Source organism: Nocardioides sp. Soil_C_8 (assembly GCF_057656315.1).
The window spans coordinates 410,358-435,198 of record NZ_JBDGKQ010000001.1 but is presented as its reverse complement, the minus strand read 5'-3'; the positions used below and the strand labels follow the sequence as shown (position 1 = coordinate 435,198).

The window sequence follows — 24,841 nt, the reverse complement described above, 5'->3', positions numbered from 1 at the left end:
ACGGGCAATTGCGGCGCAAGGACGCAACCGCCGCGGCAGTGGATCCGGGCGTCAAGAACGCGGATGTCGGGGTCTCAGATCGCCCGCAGCCCGGCGGTCACCAGGACCGCCACGACGACGCACAGCACCAGTGAACAGCGTCGCCAGAGCATCACAGCGGCTACAGCAACACCCACGGTGTGGGCACCCACCGACCAGGAGCGTCCGGCGGCCAACACCGAGGTCACGACCAGCGCGCTGAGAAGCGCCGGCGCCATCAGCACGGTCACGCGGGAGAACCAGGGCGGCAGCTCCCGGCCGCCGAGGAGTACCGGCCCCAGCGCCTTGATCAGCACAGTCAGTGCAGCAAGGCCGAGGATCAACACCCAGACCTGTGTGTAGGTCAGCGCCACTTCGACCTCCGCACCAGACCGATGAGTGCCAATGAGCTCGCAGCCAGGATGGGGACGCCCGGAGGACTGATCGGCACCAGAGCGAGCGCAAGGAGGCCGCCGCCGACGGCCACCAGACGGGAGGTCGTGTCCCGCAGCTCCGCGATCAGGAGCGAAAGGAAGAACACGGGGTAGATCGCGTCCAGGCCGAGCCGGTGCGTGTCACCCAGAGCGTTGCCGAATACCGCGCCGACAACCGAGCCAAGCGTCCAGGCGAGGTACTGGGGGAGCGTCGTGCCGAACAGAAGCCACCGGTTGAAGGTGCCGTCGCCGCGATTGGCGAGCGCCCACGAGGCGTCGACAACGGCCTGCCCCTGCGCAGCGCGCTTCATCGGGCCCCCAGGCAGCGATGGAGCCAGCGCGATGCCCATCGCCAAGAAACGCGCATTCATCAAGCTGCCAGCGGTCAAGGCCGCGGGGATGCCGCCTCCGACGGTGATCACGGACAGCGCCGCGAATTGCGCCGAGCCGGCAAAGACGATCATCGCGGTGACGCTGGCCTGTACGACGCTGAATCCTGCCTGTCGGGCCAGCACACCGAAGGAGACGCTCAAGAAAAAGCCAGCCAGCGCGAATGGGACGCCCAGCTTCAGGCCCCGACGAAACGCCTCCCGCGCTCCCTCGTCCGTCGCCGCTGGCACCGATGCAGGTTAACAACGCGCGTAGAAGCCACCCAAAGGCGGACGCCCCCGGCCAGCCACCACCCGCTACTCGACAGATCCAGAGATTGAAGGGCCGTCTACAGCGGCGGTTTGCGCGGCTTCGTGAGTGACAGCCAGTTGCTCGAATCAATGGGGGCAGGCGTCCTTGCCCATCACCAACGGCACCGCCCGCGGTTCTTGTGTGCCCTCGTGGGGCGACAAGTCGTTGCCGACACCGGACTAGGCCAACGGCTGATCGATAGACGAGATTCAAGGGCTGCCTCATGCTTGAAAGTGACCTGAAGGAGCAGCCATGCGAGCATCGATCTGGCGCCGTCTCGTTCCTATCGTCGTCTGCTTGGTCGCTGTGGTTTCGAGCTCGCCGTCAACGGCTTCCGCAGCCTCCGCGAACCGCAGCCAGGCTGCGGAGTGTCTCGGTCGAGTGCCCACTCTGATCGGAACGGGCGGATCGTCGTTGGAAGGTACCGATGGCCCGGACGTCGTCGTGACGAATGGCGCAGGCACGGTTGAAACATATGGCGGGGACGACGTCGTGTGCATCACAGGCTCGTATGACGCCGAGGCGTTCGGCGACCACTGCCCCATGTTCCACACTGGGGCGGGGCGGGACCGCATCGACTCGTCGACTATGTCCGACGACCCGTACTTGCTGCTCTGCATCGATCCCGGTCGGGACGCCGACGAGGTCTCTGGTGGGCCGGTGAGCGAGGACGTGCGCGCGGCGGAGCCGACAGCAGGGTCCTCGCAACGAGATGTCGTGAACACAGCGGGAGGTCGAGACTTCGTCTCCACCCGCGGCGACGACGTAGTGACGCTGGGCGCCGATGTCGACGACTTGAGGTTGCTGGGAGACATGTCTGGCGGCTCGTACGACGCTGGCGGGACTCTCGGCGACACCTTGACCGCCGAGTTCACTCGCCTGGGCGACAACGCCTCGTGGCAGCTCGATAATCGCTCCGGCGAGATCATCGGCGAAGCCGGCGAGATCGGTATCAGCGGCTTCTCCACGTTCAGGGTGCGCGCGAGCGGCGACTTCACGTTCATCGGGTCGGACGAACGAGAGACCTTCCACTTCGCGAGCAACGGGTTCTGGATTCCTCGCGAAGGTTCCGTGAACCTGCGGATGCGCGGGGGCAACGACGAAGTCTGGTTCTACGGAGGCGCACCGGGCAGTCGATTCGGCGGCGGGAACGGAAATGACACCTTCCACTACTACCGCTCCTACGGCGAAGGCACGAACAGCCGGCTCCCGATCGTCTTCAACCTCGCCTCGGGCCGACTCGATGACGTGGGATCCGCCGGCTACATGAGGCGGGCCCTCGGCTTCGACAATGGCGACGTCTTCAGCGTCTACTGCGCCCCGAACGGGGGGCCATGCAGCATGGCTCCTTTGGCCCTGACAGGCACCCGCGGTCCCAACTACCTCCGGGTGTGGGGCGCTGAGGGTACGACGGAGCCCAACGCCGTGCGTGGCCGCGGCGGCGACGATGTCCTTGTTGGTAGCGGATCCAGCGACATCCTTGTCGGGGGCGGCGGCGATGACGTGGCTAAGGGAAGAATGGGCATCGACCGGTGCTCAGCCGAAACTCACATCGGCTGTGAGGGCTAAGCACAGGCCAACGAGTCGCGCTGGCAGACGCCGCCGACTTGGGCGGTGAGAGAAGTAAACGCGTGACGGTCGGCGGCCCCTGGCTGCCGCGTCGACGCCTATCTGAGCTACCGCGCCCGCCCCGTCGGCGTGCAGGCCTTCTTCGGCACCGTGGAGTCGTCGATGATCGCGTTGAACAGCGCGGGTGCCCGGTCCGGGTCGGCGACGATCCGGTTGGGGTCGCTGGGGGCCGGCAGGTTGGGCATCGTGCAGGTCTGGCTCTCGCCGGTCATGGCGAGCGCGAACCTGCCGAGGTCGAAGGGGTTCATCTCCTCGTCGATGCGGATGGCGCCGGTCGCGGCGTCGTTGATCTGCCAGTAGCGGATCGGGTTCACGAACGTCCACGGCGAGAGCGTCTCGTCGCCGATCGCGCTGATCACCTCGCGCTGGCGGGCCACGCGATCGAGGTCGCTGAGCGCCGTCACGTGGCGCGAGCGCGAGTACGCCAGCGCGGTCTGGCCGTCGACCTCCTGGCAGCCCTTCTTGACGTCGAGCCGCGCCATCGGGTCCTTCATGTCCTGCTTCGGGCAGATCTCCACCCCGCCGAAGGCGTCGACGGTGTTGATCACGCTGCCGAACCCGAGCTCGACGTAGTGGTCGATGTGGATACCGGTCAACGCCTCCACCCGCTGCACCAGCTGGGGCGCTCCGCCGCTGGCGAACGCGGCGTTGATCATCTGGGTGCCGCCTCCCGGGACGTCGACGAGGGTGTCGCGGGGGATCGACATCATCGTGCGGCCGCCGGAGCCGGTGTGGAGCACGATGATCGTGTCGGTGTTGGTGCCGCCGCGCTCGCCGGTCTGCAGCGCCTTGCGCTGCTCGTCGGTGAGGTCGTCGGCCTTGTCGGAGCCGACGATGAGGTAGTTGGTGCCGGGCTGGTCGCCGGGCCGTTCGCCGCTGGGGGCGGCGTCGACCTTGTCGATCTTCGTCCAGTGGTAGAGCGGGACGCCCAGCAGGTAGACGAGCAGCAGGATCAGCACGAGGGGGATGAGGCCGAGGCGCGGGCGCCACCGGCGCTTCTTCTTCGGCCGCGGTGGGGGAGCGGTCGTGGCCGCGCGTCCGGTGCCGGGAGGCGGCTGGCCGCCCGAGCCGCGTGCCTCGCGACGGGCGACCGGCATCACCCGGGTCTCGTCGGCGCGGGAGCCCTGCTGGGCCTCGACGCGCTGCGTGGCGTCGCTCGGCGGGGTCTTCGACTGGCTCCCGTAGAGCCAGTCGTACTCGGGTGTTCCCTTCTCGGGCACCCCGGAGCCCTGCGGACGATCAGCCATGGGCGATGACGCTACCGTGCCGTGCATGACGGACCGCATCGAGCGAGGGCGTCCCACGTCGTACAGCCGCGTCAGCCTGGGGATCATGGCCCACTCGAGCGAGGCCAACCTGCTGGGCAACGTGCACGGCGGGGAGATCATGAAGCTGGCCGACTCCACGGCCGGCGCCGTCGCGCACCGGCACAGCGGCGGGCCGGCGGTCACCGCGGCGATGGACGAGATGACCTTCCTCGCGCCGGTCCACGTCGGCGACATCATCAAGACCTACTCCCAGGTCAACTGGGCAGGGCGCTCGTCGATGGAGATCGGCGTGCGGGTGGAGGCGCAGCCGTGGGGCAACGCGAGCGACGAGCCGGTCCACGTCGCCAGCGCCTACTTCGTCTTCGTCGCCATCGACGAAGAGGGGCACCCGCGCCCCGTGCCGCCGCTGGAGACCGAGACCCCCGGTGACGTACGACGACAGCGCGAGGCCGAGATCCGCCGCGCGCACCGGCTGGCGCGCAAGACGGAGATCGACCAGGGCCGGGAAGCCTGAGCCCACCCACCTGACGGCCACGGCGCGTCGCGACCCGGTGGGACGGGTGTGACTGGTGATACTGGGCGGGCTGACTTCCCCCAGCAGAGAGAGGCCCCCGATGCCGTCCGTCCCGCCCTCCGGGTCGCACCAGCAGCGGTTCACCACCGTCGACCGCGCCCAGCGCGTCCGGTTCCGCCGCGCCGTGACCCTGATGCTGATGACGCTGTTCCTCCCGGGATCGGCCCAGCTGGTGTCCGGCAACCGCAGGGTCGGCCGCATCGCGCTGTGGACCTGGCTCACGCTGCTCGTCGTCGGCGTGCTCATGGTCGTGACGTCGTACTTCTGGCACGGTCTCGCCTTCTGGGCCGGCACCAGCACGGTGCTGCTGCAGGTCCTCCGCCTCGCGCTGATGGCGCTCGCCGTCGGCTGGGCCTACCTCTTCGTCGACGCCTGGCGCCTCGGCCAGCCGCTGACCCTCCAGCGCCAGCACCGGCTCGCGATCGTGGGCGTGAACGGCTTCCTGTGCTTCAGCGTCGCCGGCGCACTGCTCTTCGGCGCCCACGTCGTCAACGTGCAGCGCGACTTCATGATCTCGATGTTCGGCGACGGCGACGCGGTCGGCGCCCACCACGGTCGCTACAACGTGCTGCTCATGGGCGGCGACTCCGGTGCCGGCCGCTGGGGCCTGCGCCCGGACTCGATGACGGTGGCGAGCATCGACGCCGACACCGGCAAGACCGTCCTGATCTCGCTGCCCCGCAACATGCAGAACTTCCCGTTCCCGGAGGGTTCGGTGATGGCCGAGCAGTTCCCCGACGGCTTCGACGAGGAGGGGATGTACCTCAACGGGCTCGCGACGTGGGCGCTCGACCACGCCGAGCTGTTCAAGGGCTCGAAGAACCCCGGGGTCGACGCCACCATCGAGGGCGTCGAGGGCATCACCGGCCTGAAGATGAACTACTGGGCGATGGTCAACCTCCAGGGCTTCAAGGACCTCGTCGACGCGGTCGGCGGCGTCGAGCTCAACGTGCGGCAGAAGATCCCGGTGGGCCTGCCCAGCGACTCGTTCTTCCACTACATCGAGCCCGGCACCCGCACCCTCAACGGCATGGACACGCTGTGGTTCGCCCGGGCCCGCTTCGACTCCGACGACTACTCGCGCATGGCGCGGCAGAAGTGCGTGATGAGCGCGATGCTCCAGCAGGTGAGCCCGCAGACGGCCGTGACCAACTTCCAGAAGATCGCCAAGGCCAGCTCGGCCATGGTGTCCACCGACGTCCCGCGCGGCGAGGTCGACCGCTTCGTCGACCTCGCGCTCAAGGCCAAGAGCCAGAAGATCGCCACGCTGTCGCTCGTGCCGCCCATGATCAACACCGCGAACCCCGACATCGACCTGGTCCACGCCAAGGTGCAGGCCGCGATCGCCAAGGCCGAGGGACGCGCTCCGGAGAAGCCCGCCGAGACCGCCGAGGCCGCGCCGGCCGAGACGTCCGACACCCCTGCGACCGCCGACGAGGACGCCGCGACCACCGACGCCGGGGCCGACGCGGAGCCCGCCGACGGCGGCGCCACGCCGCCCGCCCCGACGCCCAGCGCGCCCCCGGCGATCACCGGCGGGTCGCTCGGCTCGCTGTCCACGGGCTACGCGGCGAACCAGTCGGAGGACCTCGGCGCCGTTTGCTGAGCGCGCCCGTGCCGCCCCTAGTGTGTACGCCGTGACCACCGGACCCCTGCCCCGCATCGTCGCGGTCGTGGTCACCTTCAACCGCCTGCCCCTGCTCCAGAAGCTCGTCGAGCGGCTCGGTCAGGTCGACGGCCTGGCCGAGGTGCTGGTGGTCGACAACGCGTCGTCCGACGGGACGGGGGAGTGGCTCACCGGCCGCCCGACCACCGGCGAGGTCCCGCTGAGCGGGCGCAGCCTCGCCACCAACCGCGGTGGTGCCGGCGGCTTCCACGACGGGCTGGGATGGGCGATCGACCGTGACGCCGACCTGGTGTGGCTGATGGACGACGACGGGCTGCCCGACGTCGACTGCCTCGACCAGCTGCTCCTCGAGACCGACAACCTCGACTTCTGGGGTCCCCTGGTGGTCGACGAGGCCGACCCGGACCGCCTCGTGTTCCCCATCCGCCTGCCCGGCAGCACTCGCGTCGTGCACGCGGTGGACGACGTACGCCGCGCCGCCAAGAAGGACCGGATCGACGGGATCGTGATCCCCTTCAACGGCGTCCTGGTCACCAAGGAGCTCGTCGACCGGATCGGGCTGCCCCGCGAGGAGTTCTTCATCTGGGGCGACGACCACGAGTACCGCCTGCGCGCGGAGGAGGCCGGAGCCCGCGTCGCCACGGTCGTGACCGCGACGGTGCGCCACCCGAGCGTCGGCAACCTCGGCACGCCCATGATGTTCGGCCGCACGACCTACAACGACTCGCCGAGCGACCTCAAGCACTACTGCATGGCCCGCAACAACCTGGTCAACCTCCGCGACTACCGCGGGCCGCTGCACGCGATCGCCTTCGTCGTGAAGACCGCCTGGTTCTACACCTTCACCCGCCCCAGCCTGTCGCGGCTGCGGCTGAGCCTGAGCGCGATGCGGGCCGGCATCGCCGGCGACTTCGACGGCCACCGGAGGTTCCTGTCGTGACGACCCCGGCCGCCCGGTCGACGGAGACGGTGGCGGTCGTCGTGGTCACCTACAACCGCGCCGACCTGCTCACCCGGCTCCTCGACGGCCTCGCCGCCCAGACGCGACGGCCCGACGCCGTGGTCGTCGTCGACAACGCGAGCACCGACCACACCCGCGCGGTGCTCGAGGCCCGCACCGACCTCCCGCTGCACGTCACGTGGAGCGAGGAGAACCTCGGCGGCGCCGGCGGCTTCCACCTCGGCGTGCGGGCGGCGTACGACGCCGGGTGGGACCGGGTCTGGCTCGTCGACGACGACGTGGTGCCCGCCCCCGGCTGCCTCGAGGCGCTGATGGCCGTCGACGAGGACTGCCTCATCGCGGTCCGCGAGGACCTGTCGGGCGAGCTCGTCGAGAAGGCCGCCGTCGAGTTCGACCTGCGCAACCCGCTCGCGATCAAGCCGAAGCGGTCCACCGTCGACAGCACCTACGCCGACCGCGCGGCCATGCCGGAGCTCGTCGAGGTGCACAACGTCGCCTTCGAGGGGTTCATGGCCCGCCGCGAGGTGGTCGAGGAGATCGGCTTCCCCGACCCCTCCTTCTTCATCTTCTACGACGACGCGGAGTACGCCGTCCGCGCCCGCCGCGCCGGCCGTCGGATCTGGGCGGTGCGCGACGCCGTCCTGGTCCGCCAGCTCGACTTCAACCAGCAGCACGACCTGTCGGGGTGGAAGGGCTTCTACATGTACCGCAACCTCTTCGTGGTGCACCTGCGCCACGGGGAGAACGTGCTGGTGCGCCTGAAGCCGTGGCTGATCACGCTCGTCGTGGTGCTGCTCAGCCCGGTGCGGGGCGGACGGGCCGAGGCGCGCAACGTGATCCGCGCCATGGCCTCGGCGCGGGGGATGCGCCGCCTGACGGCTTCCGCCCGCCCCCCTCGATAGACTCAACCCGCGTTTCTCAACCAAGGAGTTCATCCCTTGTCCCAGGGCCCCACGAACGACACAGATCAGCTTCCCGACCTCGTCATCGTCGGTGCCGGGCTGTTCGGTCTCACGATCGCCGAGCGCTGCGCCGAGGAGCTCGGCCTCCGCGTGCTCATCCTCGAGCGTCGCCACCACCTCGGCGGCAACGCGTACTCCGAGCGCGACCCCGAGACCAACGTCGAGGTGCACAAGTACGGCGCGCACCTCTTCCACACCTCCAACGAGCGGGTGTGGGAGTACGCCAACCGGTTCACGTCGTTCACCGACTACCGGCACAAGGTCTTCGGCAAGTACCAGGGGCAGGTCTACTCCCTGCCGATGAACCTGGCGCTGATCAACCAGTTCTTCGGCAAGTCCCACACGCCCGACGAGGCGCGAGCCCTCATCGCAGAGCAGTCCAGCGAGATCGCCACCGAGGACGCCTCCAACCTGGAGGAGAAGGCGATCAGCCTGATCGGCCGCCCCCTCTACGAGGCGTTCATCAAGGGCTACACCGCCAAGCAGTGGCAGACCGACCCCACCGAGCTGAGCGCCGACATCATCACCCGGCTCCCCGTCCGCTACACCTTCCAGAACGGCTGGTTCAGCGACACCTTCGAGGGCCTGCCGACCGAGGGCTACACCGCCTGGCTCACGAAGATGGCCGACCACCCCAACATCGAGGTCCGGCTCGAGACCGACTTCTTCGCCGTTGCCGACGACTACAAGGGCAAGGTGCCGATCGTCTACACCGGCCCCGTGGACGAGTACTTCGGCAACTCCGAGGGACGGCTGTCGTGGCGCACCGTCGACCTCGAGGAGAGCGTCGTCGACACCGACGACTTCCAGGGCACCGGCGTCGTCAACTACAACGACCAGGACGTGCCCTACACCCGCATCATCGAGTTCAAGCACTTCCACCCCGAGCGGGAGAAGACCCACCTGCCCGGCAAGAGCGTCATCGTCCACGAGTACAGCCGCTTCGCCGAGGAGGGCGACGAGCCCTACTACCCGGTGAACACCGCCGACGACCGCGCCAAGCTGCTGAAGTACCGCGAGCTGGCCAAGGCCGAGCCGATGGTCCTGTTCGGCGGCCGCCTGGGCACCTACAAGTACCTCGACATGCACATGGCCATCGGGTCCGCCCTGTCGATGTACGACAACAAGCTCAAGCCGCACTTCACCGAGGGCGCCGAGCTCACGAGCGGAGGCATCGACGCATGAGCAGCTCCACCGACCCGCAGGCCGGGACCGTCACCCGCCTGCTCCAGCGGCAGATCCTGCCGATCGACCGCGACACCGACGTCTTCCCCCTCTACGTCGACCTGGAGGAGGCCAAGCTCGACACCGACCGCCACGCGGTCGGCGGCGACAAGGCGGCCAAGGACCTCAACAACGCGGCGATCCGCCAGTCGACCTCGACCGGCAAGAAGCTGCACCCCGACCAGATCCGCTCGCGCACCGCGCTGCAGCTCCGGCCGTCGCAGCCCCTGTCCTTCGGCACCTACTTCAACGCCTTCCCGGCGTCGTACTGGCGCCGCCACACCGTCGTCACCGACGTCGACCTGGGCGTCGACGTCGTCGGCGCCGGCAGCGTCGTCACCGTCTACAAGTCGATGGCCCGCGGTCACGCCCAGCGGGTGGACTCCGCGGTCGTCGAGGGGGAGGGGCCCGACGCGCGCGGGTCGTTCTCCTTCTCGCTGCCGCTCAAGCCGTTCGTCGACGGCGGGTGGTACTGGTACGACGTCGTCGCCGGCGACCACGGCGCGACCGTCGAGGGAGCCGAGTGGACCGCGCAGGTCCCCGCGGACCGCGCCGAGCACGGCACGGTCGACGTCTGCATCACCACGATGCTGCCCGACATGAGCGCCCAGCTGCTCGGCCAGCTCGGCGCCGCCGAGGAGCTGCAGCCCTACCTCGACACCGTGATGGTGATGGACCAGGGCAAGGACAAGGTCACCGACAGCGAGTACTTCCCGGCGGCGCAGGCCGGCCTCGGCGAGAAGCTGCGGGTGATCGTGCAGGGCAACCTGGGCGGCTCCGGCGGCTACGCCCGCGGGCAGCTCGAGAGCGTCCGCAAGGGCACCGCGACCTACGCGATGATGATGGACGACGACGTCGTCTGCGAGCCCGAGGGCATCATCCGCGCGGTCACCTTCGGCGACCTGGCGAAGCGTCCGACGATCGTCGGCGGCCACATGTTCAACCTCTTCAGCCGCTCGGAGCTGCACTCCTTCGGCGAGATCGTCCAGCCGTGGCGCTTCTGGTGGCAGACCCGCCTCGACGGCTACAGCCAGTGGGACTTCGCCGCCCGCAACCTGCGCTCCTCGCGATGGCTGCACAAGCGCGCCGACGTCGACTTCAACGGCTGGTTCATGTGCCTGATCCCGCGCGTGGTGCTGGAGGAGGTCGGCCTGTCGCTGCCGGTCTTCATCAAGTGGGACGACTCCGAGTTCGGCCTGCGGGCCAAGCAGGCCGGCTACCCGACGGTGTCCTTCCCGGGCGCCGCGGTCTGGCACGTGCCGTGGACCGACAAGAACGACGGCGTGGACTGGCAGTCCTACTTCCACCACCGCAACCGCATCATCGCCGCCCTGCTGCACTCGCCCTACGAGCGCGGCGGCCGGATGGTGCGCGAGAGCCTCAACCACCAGATCAAGCACCTCGCGTCGCTGCAGTACTCCACCGCGGAGCTGCGCCACCTCGCGATGGAGGACGTGCTGCGGGGCCCGCACGCGCTGCACGGCGAGCTCGGCACGAAGCTGGCGGAGATCAACGCGTTCCGCAAGCAGTTCTCCGACGCCCAGCTGCACGCCGACCGTGACGAGCTGCCGCCGGTGCGCCGCAAGAAGCCGCCCAAGAAGGGCAAGTCCGACATCGAGATCCCGGGCCGCAAGGCCACGCTGATCGCCGCGGGCCTCGCCCCGCTGCGCCAGCTGCGTCCGGTCCGGGAGCTGGCCCAGGACTACCCGGAGACCGAGCTGACCGCGATGGACGCCGGCTGGTTCAACCTCGCGAAGTACGACTCCGCCGTGGTGTCGATGAACGACGGCTCGTCGGTCGCCCTCTACAAGCGCGACCCGGCCCACTACCGCGACCTGCTCAAGCGCACGATCGAGATCCACCGGCGCTTCCACCGCGAGTGGCCGGCCCTGGCCCAGCAGTACCGCGACGCCCTCGGCGAGATCACCTCGCCGGAGGCGTGGGAGAAGACCTTCGCCCCCTGGACCGACCCCGCGGACCGCGCTCCCGACACGAGCGAGGGTGCGTGAGCCAGTCCCGCACCACCACCTCGACCTCCGAGCCGGGCCCTGACCGGCGGCCGGTCGAGGTGCGCCACGACCTGGCGCACGTGCCGCTGACGGCGCCGTCGCGCACCTCGGGTGTGCTCGAGGTGTTCCGCCGTCGCTACCTGCTGCGGCTCATGGTGCGCCGGGAGATCAAGGCGCGCTACGCCGGCACGGCGTTCGGGCTGGCGTGGTCCTACATCAACCCCTTCACCCGGTTCCTGACGTTCTACTTCGTCTTCGGCCTGCTGCTCGGGCGCGGCCTGGGGATGCAGAACTTCGCCATCCACCTCTTCGCCGGCATGGTGCTGGTGAACTACTTCACCGAGTCGGTCACCTCCGGCACCCGCTCGCTGCTGTCCAACAAGGGCGTCATCGCCAAGATGGCCATGCCGCGGGAGATGTTCCCGGTCGCCTCGATGCTCGTCTCCCTGTGGCACGCGATCCCGCAGGTGATCATCCTGACCATCGCGTGCCTCGTCACCGGATGGGTCGGCGACGGGCCGCCCTGGGTGCCGGACGCGGTCGGGATGGCGGCCGCGCTGCTCGGCTTCGTCCTGATCATGGTCTACGGCACCGCATTCGGCCTGATGTTCGCCTGCGTCAACGTGATCTTCCGCGACTTCCAGCGGATCGTGCAGACCTTCATGAACATCGTGCCGTTCACCGTGCCGATGATGTACCCCTACTACCTCATCGCCGACGGCGAGCGGATCCCGGTCAGGTTCCACGACCTCTACGTGGCGAACCCCGTCGCCGAGGCGGTCATGCTCATCCAGCGCGGGTTCTGGTTGCCCACGTGTGACGGGCCCTGTGTCGTCAACCCGGCCACGGGCGAGACGATGCCGGACTTCGTCAGCGACCTCTACTCGCGCGGCTTCATCATGCTCGGCATCGGCCTGGTGCTGCTCGGAGTAGGGCAGTTCGTGTTCTCCCGCCTGGAGAAGTCCGTCCCGGAGCGCCTCTGATGAGCACCCCACGAAACCGCGGTCTTCCCCCGCTTCGCTCCTCCAGCCCACGCTTCCGCAGGGACCCCGCATGACCACATCCATCGTCGTGGACAACGTCTCCAAGACGTTCCGCTACCAGTCCCACCGCACCTTGAAGAAGGTGCTCCAGAGCCGCTTCCGCGGGGACCGCTCGGGCGAGACCTTCAAGGCCCTCGACGGCGTGTCCTTCGAGGTCGCCCAGGGTGAGTCCATCGGGCTGATGGGTCTCAACGGCTCGGGCAAGTCCACCCTGCTCAAGCTCGTCAGCGGGGTGATGGTGCCCGACGACGGGAAGGTGCTGACCCGGGGGCGGATCTCCGGACTGATCGCCACGGGTGCCGGCTTCCACAACGAGCTGAGCGGTCGCGAGAACATCTACATGAACGCGGCCATGCTCGGGATGTCGAAGGAGGAGACCGACGCCAAGTTCGACGACATCGCCGCCTTCGCCGATGTCGGTCGGTTCATGGACACGCCGGTCGGCAACTTCTCCTCGGGCATGTACGCCCGCCTGGGCTTCTCCGTCGCCGTGCACGTCGACTGCGACATCTTCATCGCCGACGAGGTGCTGGCCGTGGGGGACCGGCCCTTCAAGCGCAAGTGCCTCAAGCGGATGAACGAGATCCGCGACTCGGGCATCACGATGTTCTACGTCAGCCACTCCGCCGGCTCGGTCAAGAAGATGTGCGACCGCGCGATCGTGCTCGACAAGGGCAAGGTGGGCTTCGACGGCGACGTCGAGGCGGCGATCAAGTACCTCCACTACGACGGCGAGGACGAGGAACCCGACGGCGAGGAGGCCGCCGAGGACGAGCGCGACGACGCGCTCGCCAACGACATCTGACCCCTCGCGGGGCGAGTCCGGCCGAGCGCCCGCTCAAGGTGGCGGCGCGCGACATCGGAACGACCGTTCCTGGTGTCGTACGCCGCCAGGGTGCCGGCAGATCGCGTACCTGCCGCCCGAGAGCTGCGAAGTGCCGCGACCCCGGCGTACACGGCAGGGGAGCGGTGAGTGGGACACCTTCTGGCCGCCGAAAACCTGCTCCACTCACCGCCCGACGGCCCAGCTGTCCCTCCCGGCGGCGGCGCGCGGCATCGGAACGACCGTTCCTCGTGTCGTACGCCGCCACGTGGCGGCAGACCGCGTGCCTGCCGCCCGGTAGCCGCGAGGTGCCGCCACGCCGGCGCGCGCCGCGGGGGAGCGGTGAGTGGGACACCTTTTTGCGCCTGAAAACCTGCGTCACTCACCGCCCAGCGGCGTGTTGGGAGCCGCGAGAAGCCCGATACCCGCGAGAATTACACCGATGTAACGGCGTGTCGAGTGGAAATTACAACGTTGTAGTTACTCAGAAACCCTTCCGTGACTGATGTGACTGGTGTGAAACTCCTGCCTTGTGTGACCTTCCCCCACACAGCAGGAGTCTTGTCATGCGTCCTCTTCAGGCCCGCGTCGTCACCCTCTGCCAGCAGGTGCTGGCGCTGGGTGTCGTGCTCGTCGTGCTCACCCCCGCCTCCGGTGTCGTGTCCCTCGACATCGTCGGGGAGACGCCCGGCGCCCCCGCTGCCGACCCGGTCGGCCCCGCGGCCCTCATGTCCGCCACCGTCCCCACGAAGGCGGTGAAGCCGACCGTCACCGAGGTGCCGCTCACCGGCGCTGCTGGTGGCTTCGCCGGCCTGCGCGGGCGCACCGTCACGGGCGGTGCCACCGAGACACGGGTGGTCAGCACCCCGCAGCCGGTCGACGCCTTCGGCGCTGTCGGCGTGACGTGGCAGAGCGGCGAGGAGCTCGAGGAGGACCAGATCACCCTCCGCGTGCGCACCCGCTCCGGTGACGAGTGGAGCGCCTGGGAGGACCTGGAGTACCACGACGAGCACGGACCCGACCCGGGCAGCGCCGAGGCGGCCGACGCCCGCCCCGGCACCGAGCCCACCTTCGTCGGCGACGTCGACGACGTCCAGGTGGAGGCCCGCACCGACGGCGTCGCACTCCCCGACGACCTGTCCCTCGCGCTGGTCGACCCGGGGTCGACGAAGCGGACCGAGACCGAGGCCCCGGCCGACAGGGCCGACACGGACCCCAGCGCGTCGTACGACGACGACTACGCGCAGCAGGACGGCACGGACGCCGCGTCCGAGGGCATCACCCTGCAGGCCGCGCGCAAGAAGACCGTCGCGCAGCCCACGATCTACTCGCGCGCCCAGTGGGGTGCCGACGAGAGCATCCGCAACAAGAGCGCGCTGCGCTACGGCACGATCAGCGGCGGCTTCGTCCACCACACGGTCAACGCCAACAACTACACCGAGGCCCAGGTGCCCGCGATCCTGCGCAGCATCTACGCCTACCACGTGAAGTCCCGCGGCTGGAGCGACATCGGCTACAACTTCCTCGTCGACCGCTTCGGCCGGATCTGGGAGGGCCGCTACGGCGGCATCGACAAGCCCGTCGTCGGCGCCCACACGCTCAACTACAACGACTACTCGTTCGCGATGTCGGCCATCGGCAACTTCGACACCGTCCAGCCGCCCGACGTGATGCTGCGCGCCTACGGCCAGCTCTTCGCGTGGAAGCTGTCCCTGCACGGCGTCAACCCCGCGTCGACGTCGCAGAAGATCGGCCGCGGCACGTTCCAGGCCATCAACGGTCACCGCGACGCCGGGTCCACCGCCTGCCCGGGCAAGTACCTCTACGCCCAGCTGCCGCTGATCCGGACGTACGCCACCCAGGCCGGCCCCGTCACGCCGCCGCCCGCGCCGACCGAGGTGCCCATCTCGGAGCCCAACCCGCAGAACAACCTGGACGCCTCGGCCTACCCGGACCTCGTCGTGCGGCGTGCCGCCGACGGCCGCGGCCTGGTGCTGCCGACCGGTGGCCTGACGTCCTTCCAGAAGCGCACGGTCGTGGGCAAGAAGGGCTGGGACAAGCGCGCCGACGTCCTGGTCTCGCCCGACCTCACCGGCGACGGCCTGCCGGACCTCGTGACGGTCGACAAGTCCGGCGTCGTCCGGGTGCGGGCCGGCAAGGGTGACGGCAAGTTCGGGAAGACCACCCGCAAGCTCCGGCTGCGCGGCTACTCGCTCGTCACGGCCGTCGGCGACATCAACGGTGACGGCCGCAACGACCTGGTGGCCCGCTTCAAGGGCCGCCTGACCATCCTGCTGGGGACCGAGAAGGGTGGCTTCGCCCGCAAGGTCACCCGCAAGGGCTACAGCAGCTACAAGCAGCTCATCGGTGCCGGCGACGTCAACGGCGACGGTCGCGCTGACCTGCTGCTGCGCACCAAGAACCGGCTCTACCTGCAGACCGGCTACGGGACCGGGCGGTTCGCGTCGCCCAAGCGCGTCGCGGGGAAGTGGAGCGGCTACAACCGCGTCATCGCCGGCGACTTCAACGGCGACGGACGCTCCGACCTGGTCGCCCGCTCGTCCAGCGGCAAGATGATGCTCATGCCCGGCCGCGGCGACGGCACCTTCGGCGCGGCGCTCGGCCCCGCGACGAACCTCAAGACGATGCGCTGGATCACCGGCGCCAACATGGTCGGCGGTGCCGGAGCGGACCTGATCGGGGTCTCGGGCAAGCAGCTCGTCGTCGTCGCCAACCGCGACACGTTCGAGCTCGGCGCCCCGATCGACACGGGCGTGTCCTTCGCCGGGATGGACGCCATCTTCAACGCCGGCGACGTCAACCGCGACGGCTTCGGCGACGTGCTCACCCGCGACGGCTCCGGCCAGCTGTGGCTCTTCGCCGGCAACGGCACCGGCGCGCTGGCCGCCGGCACGGTGCTCGGCCAGGGCTGGTCCTCGATCCAGGGGATCAGGGCGGTCGGCGACGTGACCGGTGACGGCCTGCCCGACCTCATCGGCACCCCGGTCGGCGGCGCGCTGATGGTGTGGCCCGGCACCGGCTCGGGCTTCGGCGCGGCCGTCCGGGTCAAGGGCGGCAAGGTGCCAGGTCCGTCCGGGCTCCCCTCGGACCTGTCCGGCTTCGACTGGGTGCTGGGGGTCCAGGCCATGACGCTCAAGGGGTCTGCCGACTTCATCGTCCGTGACCGGTCCAGCGGGGTGGCGTACGTCTACCCCGGGCGCAAGTCCGGCGTCTCCCACCCGCGGGTGCTGGGCGAGGGACTGGGGGCGTTCGACCTGGCCGGGTGACCGGCTCCCGGAGAAGCGCGATCAGGCCCGGGCAGTCGCCCGTTCGGCGTCGTGGACGTCGTCGAGGCGAGCCGGGTCGGGATTGCGGACGAGGACCAGCGAGCCGCCTCTTCCGAGGGGCTCGGTGAAGGTGGCCATTCCTGGTGGGGAAGCCGGGTCGGCCACCGAGAGAAGACGGCCGCCGTCGGTGAGACCACTCCCGACGGCGGCCGTCCTGTCGTGCGTCCAGAGCCGGGCCTGGGTGAGCTCGTCGGTCGCGAGGTCGTCACCGGTCGGCGGGTCCCACGCGGTGAAGCCGTCGGGCTGCGACCAGATCTCCACACCCACGTCGAGCACGCCCGCCGGGAGCTCCTCGGCGAACCGCACGCCCAGCGGTCGCAGGCTGCACGCCAGCACCGGGACCGTGCCGGCACGGGGCGCCCAGGCATCGAGCCCGTCGGGCCCGCACACGACGGCGTCCGGGTCGTCGGAGGCGGTGACGCGCAGGCCGACCGTCCACGCCGCACCCAGGAACACCGTGGACAGCCAGTGCGGGGGGAGGTCGACGCGCAGCGACATGCCGCGCTCGAGGTCGGCGACCTCGGTCAGGAGGCCGGACGCCTTCGCCACCCAGTTGGCGTACGTCGTCACCGACAGCTCGACCCGCTCGTCGGTCGCGTGGTCGTAGAACGTCACCAGCGGGCGGCCGGGGTCGCGGCGCAGCTGGGCCGCGAGCACCTCCGTGAACGTGGTGGCGAAGGTGGTCATGCCTCAGACGGCGTTGGGCTCCGGGGAGTCCATGTAGGGGTAGTCCTCCATGAACGTCTCCAGGGCGGAGCCGCTGACCTCGGAGCAGTACTGCCAGACGCCGACCTGCTTGGACGGGTCGGTCTCGCCGGCGCCGCCCACCGACCAGTGGGTCAGCGCGACGTGCTGGCCCTTGGGGAAGGCCTTGCCGTCCTCGGAGGTCCACGGCACGGCCTTGAACTTGTCGCGGAGGTTCTCCGTGCCCTGAAGCTTGGAGGCGATGCCGCGCAGGACGTCCATCTGGTCGCCGTCGTCGGCGATGGTCTCGTCGTACCAGAGGATGGTGAAGCCGTGCTCGAGGTTGTGCACGAGCTCGCCGAGCTCGGGCCGGTCCGAGGCGGTGTAGAGCTTGCGCTCCATGCTGTCCCACATGTTCCAGTGCTGGCCGAAGGCCGGCGGGGCGTCGGGGTAGGTCATCGGGGTGCCGACGTCGACGTGGTCCTGGCTGCCCTCGGCCGTCTTGGTGGTGACGTCCTGGCACACCGAGGCCTTGGCGCCGATCTCGCCGAGCGAGTCCGAGGCGTAGGCCCGCAGGTCCCACCAGTCCTTGAGCGGCTTGAACGCCGCGGCGCCCACGATCAGCACGGCGACGAGGACGCACACGCCCACGATGGCCACACCGCGACGGTTCTCGCGCTTGGACTGCTGGGAGCGGATGGAGTCGATGACCGCCTGACGGTCGGTCTTTGCCTGCTTGGCCACGGTGCTCGGTGTCTCTCGGTCGACTGCTGGAGGGATGGTGCGCGGGGAGAGTCTACGTAGTGGCGGGTGATCGGACCCACACGACGCCTCATCTCGGCCGTCGCGCCCACTCCTCGACGCTCCAACCGTGGGCGAAGCAGACTGCTGCGAGGGCGGTCGGGTCGTCGGCGTCGGGCAACCTGTCGACGGCCGCAGCCAGCTCGTCGACGGTCGCGGGGGAGCCGAACGGGGCGCGGTCGGCCCCGTCGCCGGCCAGCGCGCGTACGACGGCCTCGCGGGCGCCCCAGCCGAAGAGGTCGCCGCCGTCGCGGCGCACGAGCGAGGCGGCACCCGGGCCGTGCTCACCGGGCGGCAGCACCAGGTCGGCCCGCCCGCGCACGACGGCGACCGGGCGGCCCGCCAGCTTGCCCTGGGCGAGCTCCGCCGCCCCCGCGATCTCGTCGGCCACGGCGGGCAGGGTGACGGCCAGGTGGTTGCCGTACGGGTCGGTGTGCCCCGCGAGGTCCTCGGCGACGAGCAACCCCGACGCCCCGATGGCGATGTCGGTCTGGCCCTCGCGCCAGGCGCGGCCCGAGGTGTCGGTCACCACTACCCCGACGTTCGTGCCGGTCCGGCGGTGCACCTCGTCGCGCAGCGCCCGCGCCGAGGCGTCCGGGTCGAGGGGGAGGAGCACGACCGACCCGGCGGCCACGTTGGAGGCGTCGACCCCCGCGGCGGCCATGGTGAGGCCGAGCCGGTTGCGCACGATGCGCACCGGTCCGCGGCGGGCGACCACGCGGACCGTCTCCGCCGCGACGGCCGCGTCGCGGTCGCCCACCCGTACCCGCCCCTCGGCCTTGCTCACGACCTTGCTGGTCACGCAGACCACGTCACCGGCGAGCAGGACGGCCCCGCCGCCGAGGGCGTCGAGCACCAGGCCGGCGAGGTCGTCGCCGGCCGCCACCTCGGGCATCCCGTCCGGTGCCCACACCTCCAGCCGGGGGCTCACGCGCGGCCGTCGGTGACGAGGGACACGGCCGCCGCGGCCATCGTCGCGGTGGCGTCGTGGCCGGTCATCATGAGCGGGACCGCGGCCGCGCGGAGACCGGCCTGCTCCAGACCAGTCAGCTGTCCGGCGTCGCGCTCGTCGACCAGCCAGCCGTCGATCACCCCACCCGCCGTGCGTGCGCCGTAGTGGGCGCCGACGGCGCCGGCGCTGACCTCGACCCCGATGCTGGTGAGCATCTGCGCCGCCATGCCGTGCACGTGGGAGGAGCCGACGATGGGGGACAGGCCCACGACGGGAGCGGGGGTCGCGCGGACGGCGTCGCGGATGCCGGGCACGCCCAGGATGGTGCCGACCGACACGACCGGGTTCGACGGCGGCAGCACCACGAGGTCCGCCTCGCCGATCGCCTCGAGCACGCCCGGGGCCGGGGCCGCGGCGTCCTGGCCGACGGCGAGCACCGCCCCGGCCGGCACCGCGGCACGCAGCCGTACCCAGTACTCCTGGAAGTGCACCACCCGGCGCCCGCTGGGGCTGTCGGGGTCGGCCACGGCGACGTGGGTCTCGACCCGGTCGTCCGTCATCGGCAGGAGCCGCACCGTCTCGCCGTGCACGGGCGTCAGCCAGCGGCGGCACAGCGCCTCGGTGACCTGCGACAGCGTGTAGCCGGCCTCGAGCATCTGCGTGCGGACCAGGTGGGTCGCGATGTCGCGGTCCCCGAGGCCGAACCACGTCGGCTCGACGCCGTACGCCTCGAGCTCCGTGCGCGCGCTCCACGTCTCGCCGCGGCGACCCCAGCCGCGCTCGACGTCGATGCCGTCTCCCAGCGTGTACATCACGGTGTCGAGGTCCGGGCAGACCTTCAGGCCGTGGATCCACCAGTCGTCCGCGGTGTTGGCGACGACGGTGACCTGGGTGTCGGCGGACCCTCCGGGGACGACGCCGGAGCGCAGGCCGTGGAGGAGTCCCTGGAGGAAGCGGGCCCCGCCGACGCCGCCCGAGAGGACGGTGATACGGCGGAGCGTGGACGCGGATGATGGCATAGGAACAGCCTGCCCGAAGCGGAATGGCCATATCAGATCCGGGCTTGACGTGGCGGGTACGACAGGCATGTAATTCCCACAGTGTCGTTATGTTGGATCCAGTGTCTCGTTCAGTTCTGAAAACAGGGTCGAAAGGGCGTCAGCCATGAGAGCAGAACTGTTTCTTCTCGAGCCCGAGGGCGAGGAGTTCGGTTGGCAGGACCGCGCGTTGTGCGCGCAGACGGACCCCGAGGCGTTCTTCCCCGAGAAGGGCGGCTCCACCAGGGAGGCCAAGAAGGTCTGCCTGACGTGCGAGGTCCGCGACGACTGCCTCGAGTACGCGTTGATGAACGACGAGCGCTTCGGCATCTGGGGCGGTCTCTCCGAGCGGGAGCGTCGCAAGCTGAAGAAGCGCGCCGTCTGAGGTCCAGCCAGCAGCACTCCGACGGTTTCATGGAGCGTGGAGCGCCTCGCTAGGGTGCTCCGGTGACCGTCACAGCGCTTCTCGTCAGTCATGACGGGGCGCGATGGCTCCCAGCAGTCCTGACCGGTCTGAGCGGGCAGACCCTCCCGGTGGACCGCGTCGTGGCCGTCGACACCACGAGCCGCGACGACAGCGTCACGCTCGTCCGCGACGCCCTCGGCGAGCAGGTCGTGCTCGACGTCGTGCCCGGCTCGACCAGCTACCCCGCCGCCGTGCGCCACGGCCTGGAGCTCGCGCCGGCCCTCGTGGACCAGGCCGCCGACGACGAGTGGATCTGGCTGCTCCACGACGACAGCAACCCCGCCCCGACGGCCCTCGCCGAGCTGCTCGACGCCGCCCGGGAGCACCCCTCGGTCGCGATCCTCGGCCCCAAGCTGCGCGAGTGGCCCTCGCTGCGCCGCCTCCTCGAGGTCGGCCTGACCATCACCGGCACCGGGCACCGCGAGACCGGTCTGGAGCGGGGGGAGTACGACCAGGGCCAGCACGACGCCGTGCGCGAGGTGCTCGCGGTCAACACCGCCGGGATGCTCGTGCGGCGCTCGGTGCTGGAGTCGCTGGGCGGGCTCGACGAGGACCTGCCGATCTTCGGCAACGACATCGACTTCGGCTGGCGCGCGGCGCTGGCCGGGCACCGGACGCTGGTGGTCCCACAGGCCGTGGTCTTCCATGCTGAGGCCGCGCACCGCGGGATCCGTCGTACGCCGCTCACCGGGCGGCACACCCACTACCAGGAGCGGCGCGCTGCCCTGCTCACGTCGCTGGCCAACGTCTCCTCGCGCGGCTTCGCCTGGCAGTACGTCCGGCTCTTCCTCGGGTCCATGCTGCGTGTCGTCGGCTTCCTCTGCGTGCGGTCGGTCGGGGAGGCGCTCGACGAGCTCGCTGCGGCGCTGTCCGTCCACGGCCGGCCCCGCCAGCTCCGGGCCGCGCGTCGTGAGCGGGCACAGCTGCGCCAGGGGGACCCTGCCGACGTACGCCGCCTGCTGGCCCCGGCGTGGCTGCCCTACCGCCACGGCCTCGACTTCGTCACCGACCTCGCCTCGGCCGCCACCAGCCAGGCCGCCGACGTCGCCGAGCGCCGCCGCCTGGCCAAGGCCGCCGACGCGCCCGGCACCGGGCCGGGCGTGCGTGAGGCGCGACGCGGGTCGGACGACGACGACGAGGACGCCTACCTGACCGACTCCGGCATCGTCGCGCGCTTCTTCACCAACCCGGTGGCCGTGGTGCTGGCGCTCTTCGGCGTCCTGGCGCTGCTGGCAGCCCGCGAGGCCTTCGGCTCGATCACGGGTGGCGCGCTGTCCCCGGTCCCGGACGCCGCGGCGGACTGGTGGAGCCTGCACGTCTCGAGCTGGCACCCGCTCGGCACCGGCACGGACGTGCCGGCGCCCGCCTACGTGCTGCCGTTCGCGCTGGCCGCATCGGTCCTGCTCGGCCACACCGGAGCCGTGGTGTCGGGCCTGATGCTGCTCGCCGTCCCGGTCGCGGCGTGGGGCGCGTGGCGGCTGCTCAAGGTCGTGGGACGCCTCGTCGACCCGCTGGGCCTGCCGCGCTGGCTCGTGGTGTGGGGAGCGCTGACCTATGCCCTCGTGCCGGTCACCTCGGGTGCCTGGGCCGAGGGACGCTTCGGCACCGTCGCCGTCGCCGCGCTGCTGCCGTGGACGGCCCACGCCGCCCTCGGCTTCGTCGACCCCGACCGCGACCGGCGCTGGCGCGCGGCGTGGCGCACCGCCCTGCTGCTCGCCCTCGGTGCGGCCTTCGTGCCCGGCTTCTGGCTCTTCGCCCTGCTGGCCACCGCGGTGGTGCTCGGGGCCGCGGCGGTGATCGCCCCGCGGCTGCTGCGCGAGCGCGACAGCTGGGGCCCGCCGGTGGTCGCCGTGGCGGCGACACCGGTCCTGCTCGCCCCCTGGCTGCTGCCGCTGCTCACCACCGGGTCCGCGTCCGGCCTGCTGCTCGAGGCCGGCCGCCTCACCGTCGACCAGGTGACGTTCGGAGGCCTGGTCAGCGGCCGGCTCAACGACCTCGGGGCGCCCACGTGGCTCGGCGTGGTGCTCGGCCTGCTGGCCTTCGCGGCCCTCATCCCGCGGCGTACCCGCGTGCCGGTGCTGGTCTGCTGGCTCGTCGCGCTGGCGGCGGCCGTCGTGGCCGGGGTGCTCTCGCACGTGACCCTCGACCTGCCGTCGGTGATCACCCGGCCGAGCCTGGGACTGTTCGTGGTCGTGCTCCAGGGCACCTGGGTGGTCGCGGTCGTGCTCGGCGCCGACGCCTACCTGCGGCGGCTCGCCGACCACCACCCGTGGTGGCAGCGCGGACTGGCGACGGCGCTGGCCGTGGTCGCCGCCGCCGTCCCCGTCGCGGGCCTCGGCTGGTGGCTGACCTCCGACGACGCCGGCGACGTGCTCGCGCGCGACGCCGAGCAGTCCGTCCCGGTCTACATGCAGCAGAGCTCGTTGACGGGTCAGGAGCACGGCGTGCTGGTGGTCAGCGGGTCGGTCGACGAGGGCGTCACCTACCGGATCCGGCGCGACGACGGCACGACCGTGGGGGAGGACGAGATCCTCACCCTGTCGGACGAGGACGCCGGGCTCACCAGCGACGTGCGCGACCTGGTCTCCGCCCCCACGCCCGCGGTGGTGGCCGACCTGGGTGCCCGGGGCATCGAGTACGTCGTCCTCAGCTCGCCGGCCGACGGCCGGATCTCGTCGTTGCTCGACGCGACCGCCGGGCTCGAGCAGGCCAGCGCCGAGGACCGCACGACCCGCGCGTGGCGCGTCGACCGGCCGCTCGACCCCGCGTCGCTCGACGGCCCCAGCCCGTGGTGGCGCACCGCGCTGCTCGTCGTGCAGGCGCTGGCGATCGTGCTCGCGCTGGTGCTGGCCGCGCCGACCGTCCGGCAGCGCCGGGAGGGGGACCGCCATGACTGAGCCCACCTCCACCCCCGGCTCCGCACCTGCGGGCGGGCGTCGTCGCGCTGCCGAGCCCACGCGCGGCCGTCCCTCGCCCGTGACGATCCTCGCCATCGTCATCCCGCTGCTGACCGTGGCCGCCCTCGCGCTGGTGCGACCGGCCGAGCAGGCGCCCACCTCCCACGCGCCCTCGGAGGCACCGCTCGACCGGGTCACCGTGGTCTGCCCCGCCCGCCTGCCGGGCGCCGACGAGGTCCGGATGGGCACCACCGGGCTGGGCTCGGGCGAGCTGACGCTGCGCGTCGGGCGCCGCGAGGAGACGCAGGAGCTGTCCGACGGCGTGGCCTCGCGCACCGAGCGGCAGTACGTCGTCGTCAACGGCACCGGCGAGCTCGCGCCCGGCCTCGTCGCGTCGCGCTCCGGCGGGGGATCGGCGACCGGGTGCGACCAGCCTGCGCCCGAGCGGTGGTTCACCGGCGTCGGCGCGTCCGCCGAGCACACCTCCACGCTCACCCTCATCAACCCCGACCGCGGACCCGCGGTCGCGGACGTCACGGTGTGGGACGGCAGCGGACTGGTCGACGTCCCCGCCCTCCGCGGCGTGCGCGTGCCCGGCGGCCGCTCGACGTCCTTCGACCTCTCGGAGGTCACCCCCAACCGTGACGCCCTCGCCCTGAGGGTCAGCGTCTCGCGCGGCCGGCTCGCCTCCAGCGTGGTCGACGTGGTCGACCCGGTCGGGCGGGACCGACCGGTCCGCGAGTGGCTCCCCGCGCAGGCCGCGCCCGCCTCGACGTCGTACGTCGCCGGCATCGGCACGGCGACCGCCGACCGGGTCCTCACCTTGGCGAACCCCGGTGACAGCGAGGTGCGGGTCGCCCTCGAGCTCGTCAGCGAGGAGAGCGAGTTCGCCCCGTCCGGCGTGGAGGAGGTGACCCTCGACCCGTCGTCTGTCAACGAGGTCGACCTGAGCGGCGTGCTGCGCGGCCGCAACCTCGCGGGCGTCCAGGCGCTCCGGCTCGAGGCGACCGGCCCCGTCACCGCCTCCCTCCGCACCCGGACCCCCAACGACCTCGCCCTCACCCCCGCGGGATCGACGATCGAGGGTGACGCGGCCGTCGCCCTCCCGGCCGGGGCCAAGCGCATCGTGGTCACGGGCGCGACCGCGCCGGGCCTGGTGACGCTGAAGGCGTGGGACGCGGACGGCGACGCGGTGGTCCGCGAGCGGCGGGTCGAGGTCGACCCGGCGACGGCGGCCCGGATCCGGGTCCCGGACGACGCGGTGCTGGCCCAGGTGCAGGTCGAGCGGACCGGGGCGGTCGTGTCGGTCGAGGTCAGCGACCGCGGGCTGTCGGTCCTGCCTCTGTCGCAGCTCGGCACGACCAGCGAGGTCGCGGACGTCCGACCCGCCCAGCGCTAGCCCGT

General features: G+C 71.0%; 20 protein-coding genes. 13 read left to right on the top strand and 7 right to left on the bottom strand.

Annotated elements, in window-relative coordinates; translation table 11 throughout:
* Positions 1-74: 74 nt before the first annotated feature.
* Together AC3A3L_RS02210 and AC3A3L_RS02205 are read right to left on the bottom strand one after the other, a co-directional pair.
* Positions 75-392 (bottom strand): AzlD domain-containing protein, encoded by a 318-nt coding sequence (locus AC3A3L_RS02210; protein ID WP_487638400.1) that lies wholly within the window; start codon positions 390-392, stop codon positions 75-77.
* Positions 383-1,072: an AzlC family ABC transporter permease gene (locus tag AC3A3L_RS02205; RefSeq protein WP_487638399.1), complete on the bottom strand. Its 690-nt coding sequence runs from the start codon at positions 1,070-1,072 to the stop codon at positions 383-385. Before AC3A3L_RS02205 ends, AC3A3L_RS02210 begins: the two co-directional genes overlap by 10 nt.
* A 442-nt stretch (positions 1,073-1,514) precedes the next feature.
* On the opposite strand from AC3A3L_RS02205, the gene AC3A3L_RS02200 reads away from it, so the two are divergent.
* A complete protein-coding gene (locus tag AC3A3L_RS02200) occupies positions 1,515-2,702 on the top strand; it encodes a hypothetical protein (RefSeq protein ID WP_487638398.1) in 1,188 nt (395 codons plus the stop codon).
* A gap of 107 nt (positions 2,703-2,809) precedes the next feature.
* On the opposite strand, the gene AC3A3L_RS02195 is transcribed toward AC3A3L_RS02200, so the two are convergent.
* On the bottom strand, positions 2,810-4,009 hold the full coding sequence (locus AC3A3L_RS02195; protein WP_487638397.1) for an LCP family protein: 1,200 nt from the start codon (positions 4,007-4,009) through the stop codon (positions 2,810-2,812).
* Positions 4,010-4,034: 25 nt separating this feature from the next.
* Here AC3A3L_RS02195 and AC3A3L_RS02190 point away from each other — a divergent pair, with 25 nt between their 5' ends.
* The 9 genes from AC3A3L_RS02190 (at position 4,035) to AC3A3L_RS02150 (ending at position 16,540) form a co-directional block, all read left to right on the top strand.
* Positions 4,035-4,544, top strand: coding sequence for an acyl-CoA thioesterase (locus AC3A3L_RS02190; RefSeq protein WP_487638396.1), 510 nt, complete (start codon positions 4,035-4,037; stop codon positions 4,542-4,544).
* A 100-nt stretch (positions 4,545-4,644) separates the two neighbouring features.
* A complete protein-coding gene (locus AC3A3L_RS02185; RefSeq protein ID WP_487638395.1) occupies positions 4,645-6,210 on the top strand; it encodes an LCP family protein in 1,566 nt (521 codons plus the stop codon).
* Positions 6,211-6,241: 31 nt separating this feature from the next.
* Positions 6,242-7,171, top strand: a complete 930-nt coding sequence (locus AC3A3L_RS02180; RefSeq protein ID WP_487638394.1) for a glycosyltransferase family 2 protein — start codon at positions 6,242-6,244, stop codon at positions 7,169-7,171.
* Positions 7,168-8,094, top strand: coding sequence for a glycosyltransferase family 2 protein (locus AC3A3L_RS02175; protein ID WP_487638393.1), 927 nt, complete (start codon positions 7,168-7,170; stop codon positions 8,092-8,094). The genes AC3A3L_RS02180 and AC3A3L_RS02175 overlap by 4 nt, the downstream gene beginning before the upstream one ends.
* Before the next feature lie 36 nt (positions 8,095-8,130).
* Positions 8,131-9,339, top strand: coding sequence for a UDP-galactopyranose mutase (gene glf / locus AC3A3L_RS02170; protein ID WP_487638392.1), 1,209 nt, complete (start codon positions 8,131-8,133; stop codon positions 9,337-9,339).
* Complete coding sequence (locus AC3A3L_RS02165) at positions 9,336-11,387, top strand: glycosyltransferase (RefSeq protein WP_487638391.1); 2,052 nt, start codon at positions 9,336-9,338, stop codon at positions 11,385-11,387. The genes glf and AC3A3L_RS02165 overlap by 4 nt, the downstream gene beginning before the upstream one ends.
* Positions 11,384-12,370 carry an ABC transporter permease gene (locus tag AC3A3L_RS02160; RefSeq protein ID WP_487638390.1) on the top strand — a complete coding sequence of 329 codons (987 nt, stop codon included), beginning with the start codon at positions 11,384-11,386 and terminating at the stop codon, positions 12,368-12,370. Before AC3A3L_RS02165 ends, AC3A3L_RS02160 begins: the two co-directional genes overlap by 4 nt.
* Before the next feature lie 70 nt (positions 12,371-12,440).
* Complete coding sequence (locus tag AC3A3L_RS02155; protein WP_487638389.1) at positions 12,441-13,235, top strand: ABC transporter ATP-binding protein; 795 nt, start codon at positions 12,441-12,443, stop codon at positions 13,233-13,235.
* A 584-nt stretch (positions 13,236-13,819) separates the two neighbouring features.
* A complete protein-coding gene (locus tag AC3A3L_RS02150) occupies positions 13,820-16,540 on the top strand; it encodes an FG-GAP-like repeat-containing protein (protein WP_487638388.1) in 2,721 nt (906 codons plus the stop codon).
* Positions 16,541-16,561: 21 nt separating this feature from the next.
* On the opposite strand, the gene AC3A3L_RS02145 is transcribed toward AC3A3L_RS02150, so the two are convergent.
* From AC3A3L_RS02145 to cofD, 4 genes are all read right to left on the bottom strand, one after another.
* On the bottom strand, positions 16,562-17,287 hold the full coding sequence (locus AC3A3L_RS02145) for a TIGR03089 family protein (protein ID WP_487638387.1): 726 nt from the start codon (positions 17,285-17,287) through the stop codon (positions 16,562-16,564).
* 3 nt (positions 17,288-17,290) lie between these two features.
* A complete protein-coding gene (locus tag AC3A3L_RS02140) occupies positions 17,291-18,028 on the bottom strand; it encodes a DUF3105 domain-containing protein (RefSeq protein WP_487638386.1) in 738 nt (245 codons plus the stop codon).
* Positions 18,029-18,116: 88 nt separating this feature from the next.
* Positions 18,117-19,016 carry a coenzyme F420-0:L-glutamate ligase gene (cofE, locus tag AC3A3L_RS02135; RefSeq protein ID WP_487638385.1) on the bottom strand — a complete coding sequence of 300 codons (900 nt, stop codon included), beginning with the start codon at positions 19,014-19,016 and terminating at the stop codon, positions 18,117-18,119.
* Positions 19,013-20,056, bottom strand: a complete 1,044-nt coding sequence (cofD, locus tag AC3A3L_RS02130) for a 2-phospho-L-lactate transferase (RefSeq protein WP_487638384.1) — start codon at positions 20,054-20,056, stop codon at positions 19,013-19,015. The genes cofE and cofD overlap by 4 nt, the downstream gene beginning before the upstream one ends.
* Before the next feature lie 145 nt (positions 20,057-20,201).
* On the opposite strand from cofD, the gene AC3A3L_RS02125 reads away from it, so the two are divergent.
* The 3 genes from AC3A3L_RS02125 to AC3A3L_RS02115 all read left to right on the top strand — a co-directional run bounded on the left by AC3A3L_RS02125 (position 20,202) and on the right by AC3A3L_RS02115 (position 24,836).
* The gene (locus AC3A3L_RS02125) at positions 20,202-20,459 is read left to right on the top strand and encodes a WhiB family transcriptional regulator (RefSeq protein ID WP_056605988.1); all 258 of its coding nucleotides are present in this window, start codon (positions 20,202-20,204) and stop codon (positions 20,457-20,459) included.
* A gap of 62 nt (positions 20,460-20,521) precedes the next feature.
* A complete protein-coding gene (locus AC3A3L_RS02120) occupies positions 20,522-23,437 on the top strand; it encodes a glycosyltransferase family 2 protein (RefSeq protein ID WP_487638383.1) in 2,916 nt (971 codons plus the stop codon).
* Entirely contained in the window at positions 23,430-24,836 is a 1,407-nt protein-coding gene (locus tag AC3A3L_RS02115) for a DUF5719 family protein (RefSeq protein ID WP_487638382.1), read from the top strand. Before AC3A3L_RS02120 ends, AC3A3L_RS02115 begins: the two co-directional genes overlap by 8 nt.
* Positions 24,837-24,841: the final 5 nt, after the last annotated feature.

What these genes read in the sequence shown, in the direction of transcription:
- AC3A3L_RS02125 (WP_056605988.1), top strand. Translation starts at nt 20,202, where the DNA reads ATGAGAGCAGAACTGTTTCTTCTCGAGCCCGAGGGCGAGGAGTTCGGT.
- AC3A3L_RS02190 (WP_487638396.1), top strand. Translation starts at nt 4,035, where the DNA reads ATGACGGACCGCATCGAGCGAGGGCGTCCCACGTCGTACAGCCGCGTC.
- cofD (WP_487638384.1), bottom strand. Translation starts at nt 20,056, where the DNA reads ATGCCATCATCCGCGTCCACGCTCCGCCGTATCACCGTCCTCTCGGGC.
- AC3A3L_RS02145 (WP_487638387.1), bottom strand. Translation starts at nt 17,287, where the DNA reads ATGACCACCTTCGCCACCACGTTCACGGAGGTGCTCGCGGCCCAGCTG.
- AC3A3L_RS02165 (WP_487638391.1), top strand. Translation starts at nt 9,336, where the DNA reads ATGAGCAGCTCCACCGACCCGCAGGCCGGGACCGTCACCCGCCTGCTC.
- AC3A3L_RS02195 (WP_487638397.1), bottom strand. Translation starts at nt 4,009, where the DNA reads ATGGCTGATCGTCCGCAGGGCTCCGGGGTGCCCGAGAAGGGAACACCC.
- AC3A3L_RS02150 (WP_487638388.1), top strand. Translation starts at nt 13,820, where the DNA reads ATGCGTCCTCTTCAGGCCCGCGTCGTCACCCTCTGCCAGCAGGTGCTG.
- AC3A3L_RS02185 (WP_487638395.1), top strand. Translation starts at nt 4,645, where the DNA reads ATGCCGTCCGTCCCGCCCTCCGGGTCGCACCAGCAGCGGTTCACCACC.
- AC3A3L_RS02115 (WP_487638382.1), top strand. Translation starts at nt 23,430, where the DNA reads ATGACTGAGCCCACCTCCACCCCCGGCTCCGCACCTGCGGGCGGGCGT.
- AC3A3L_RS02155 (WP_487638389.1), top strand. Translation starts at nt 12,441, where the DNA reads ATGACCACATCCATCGTCGTGGACAACGTCTCCAAGACGTTCCGCTAC.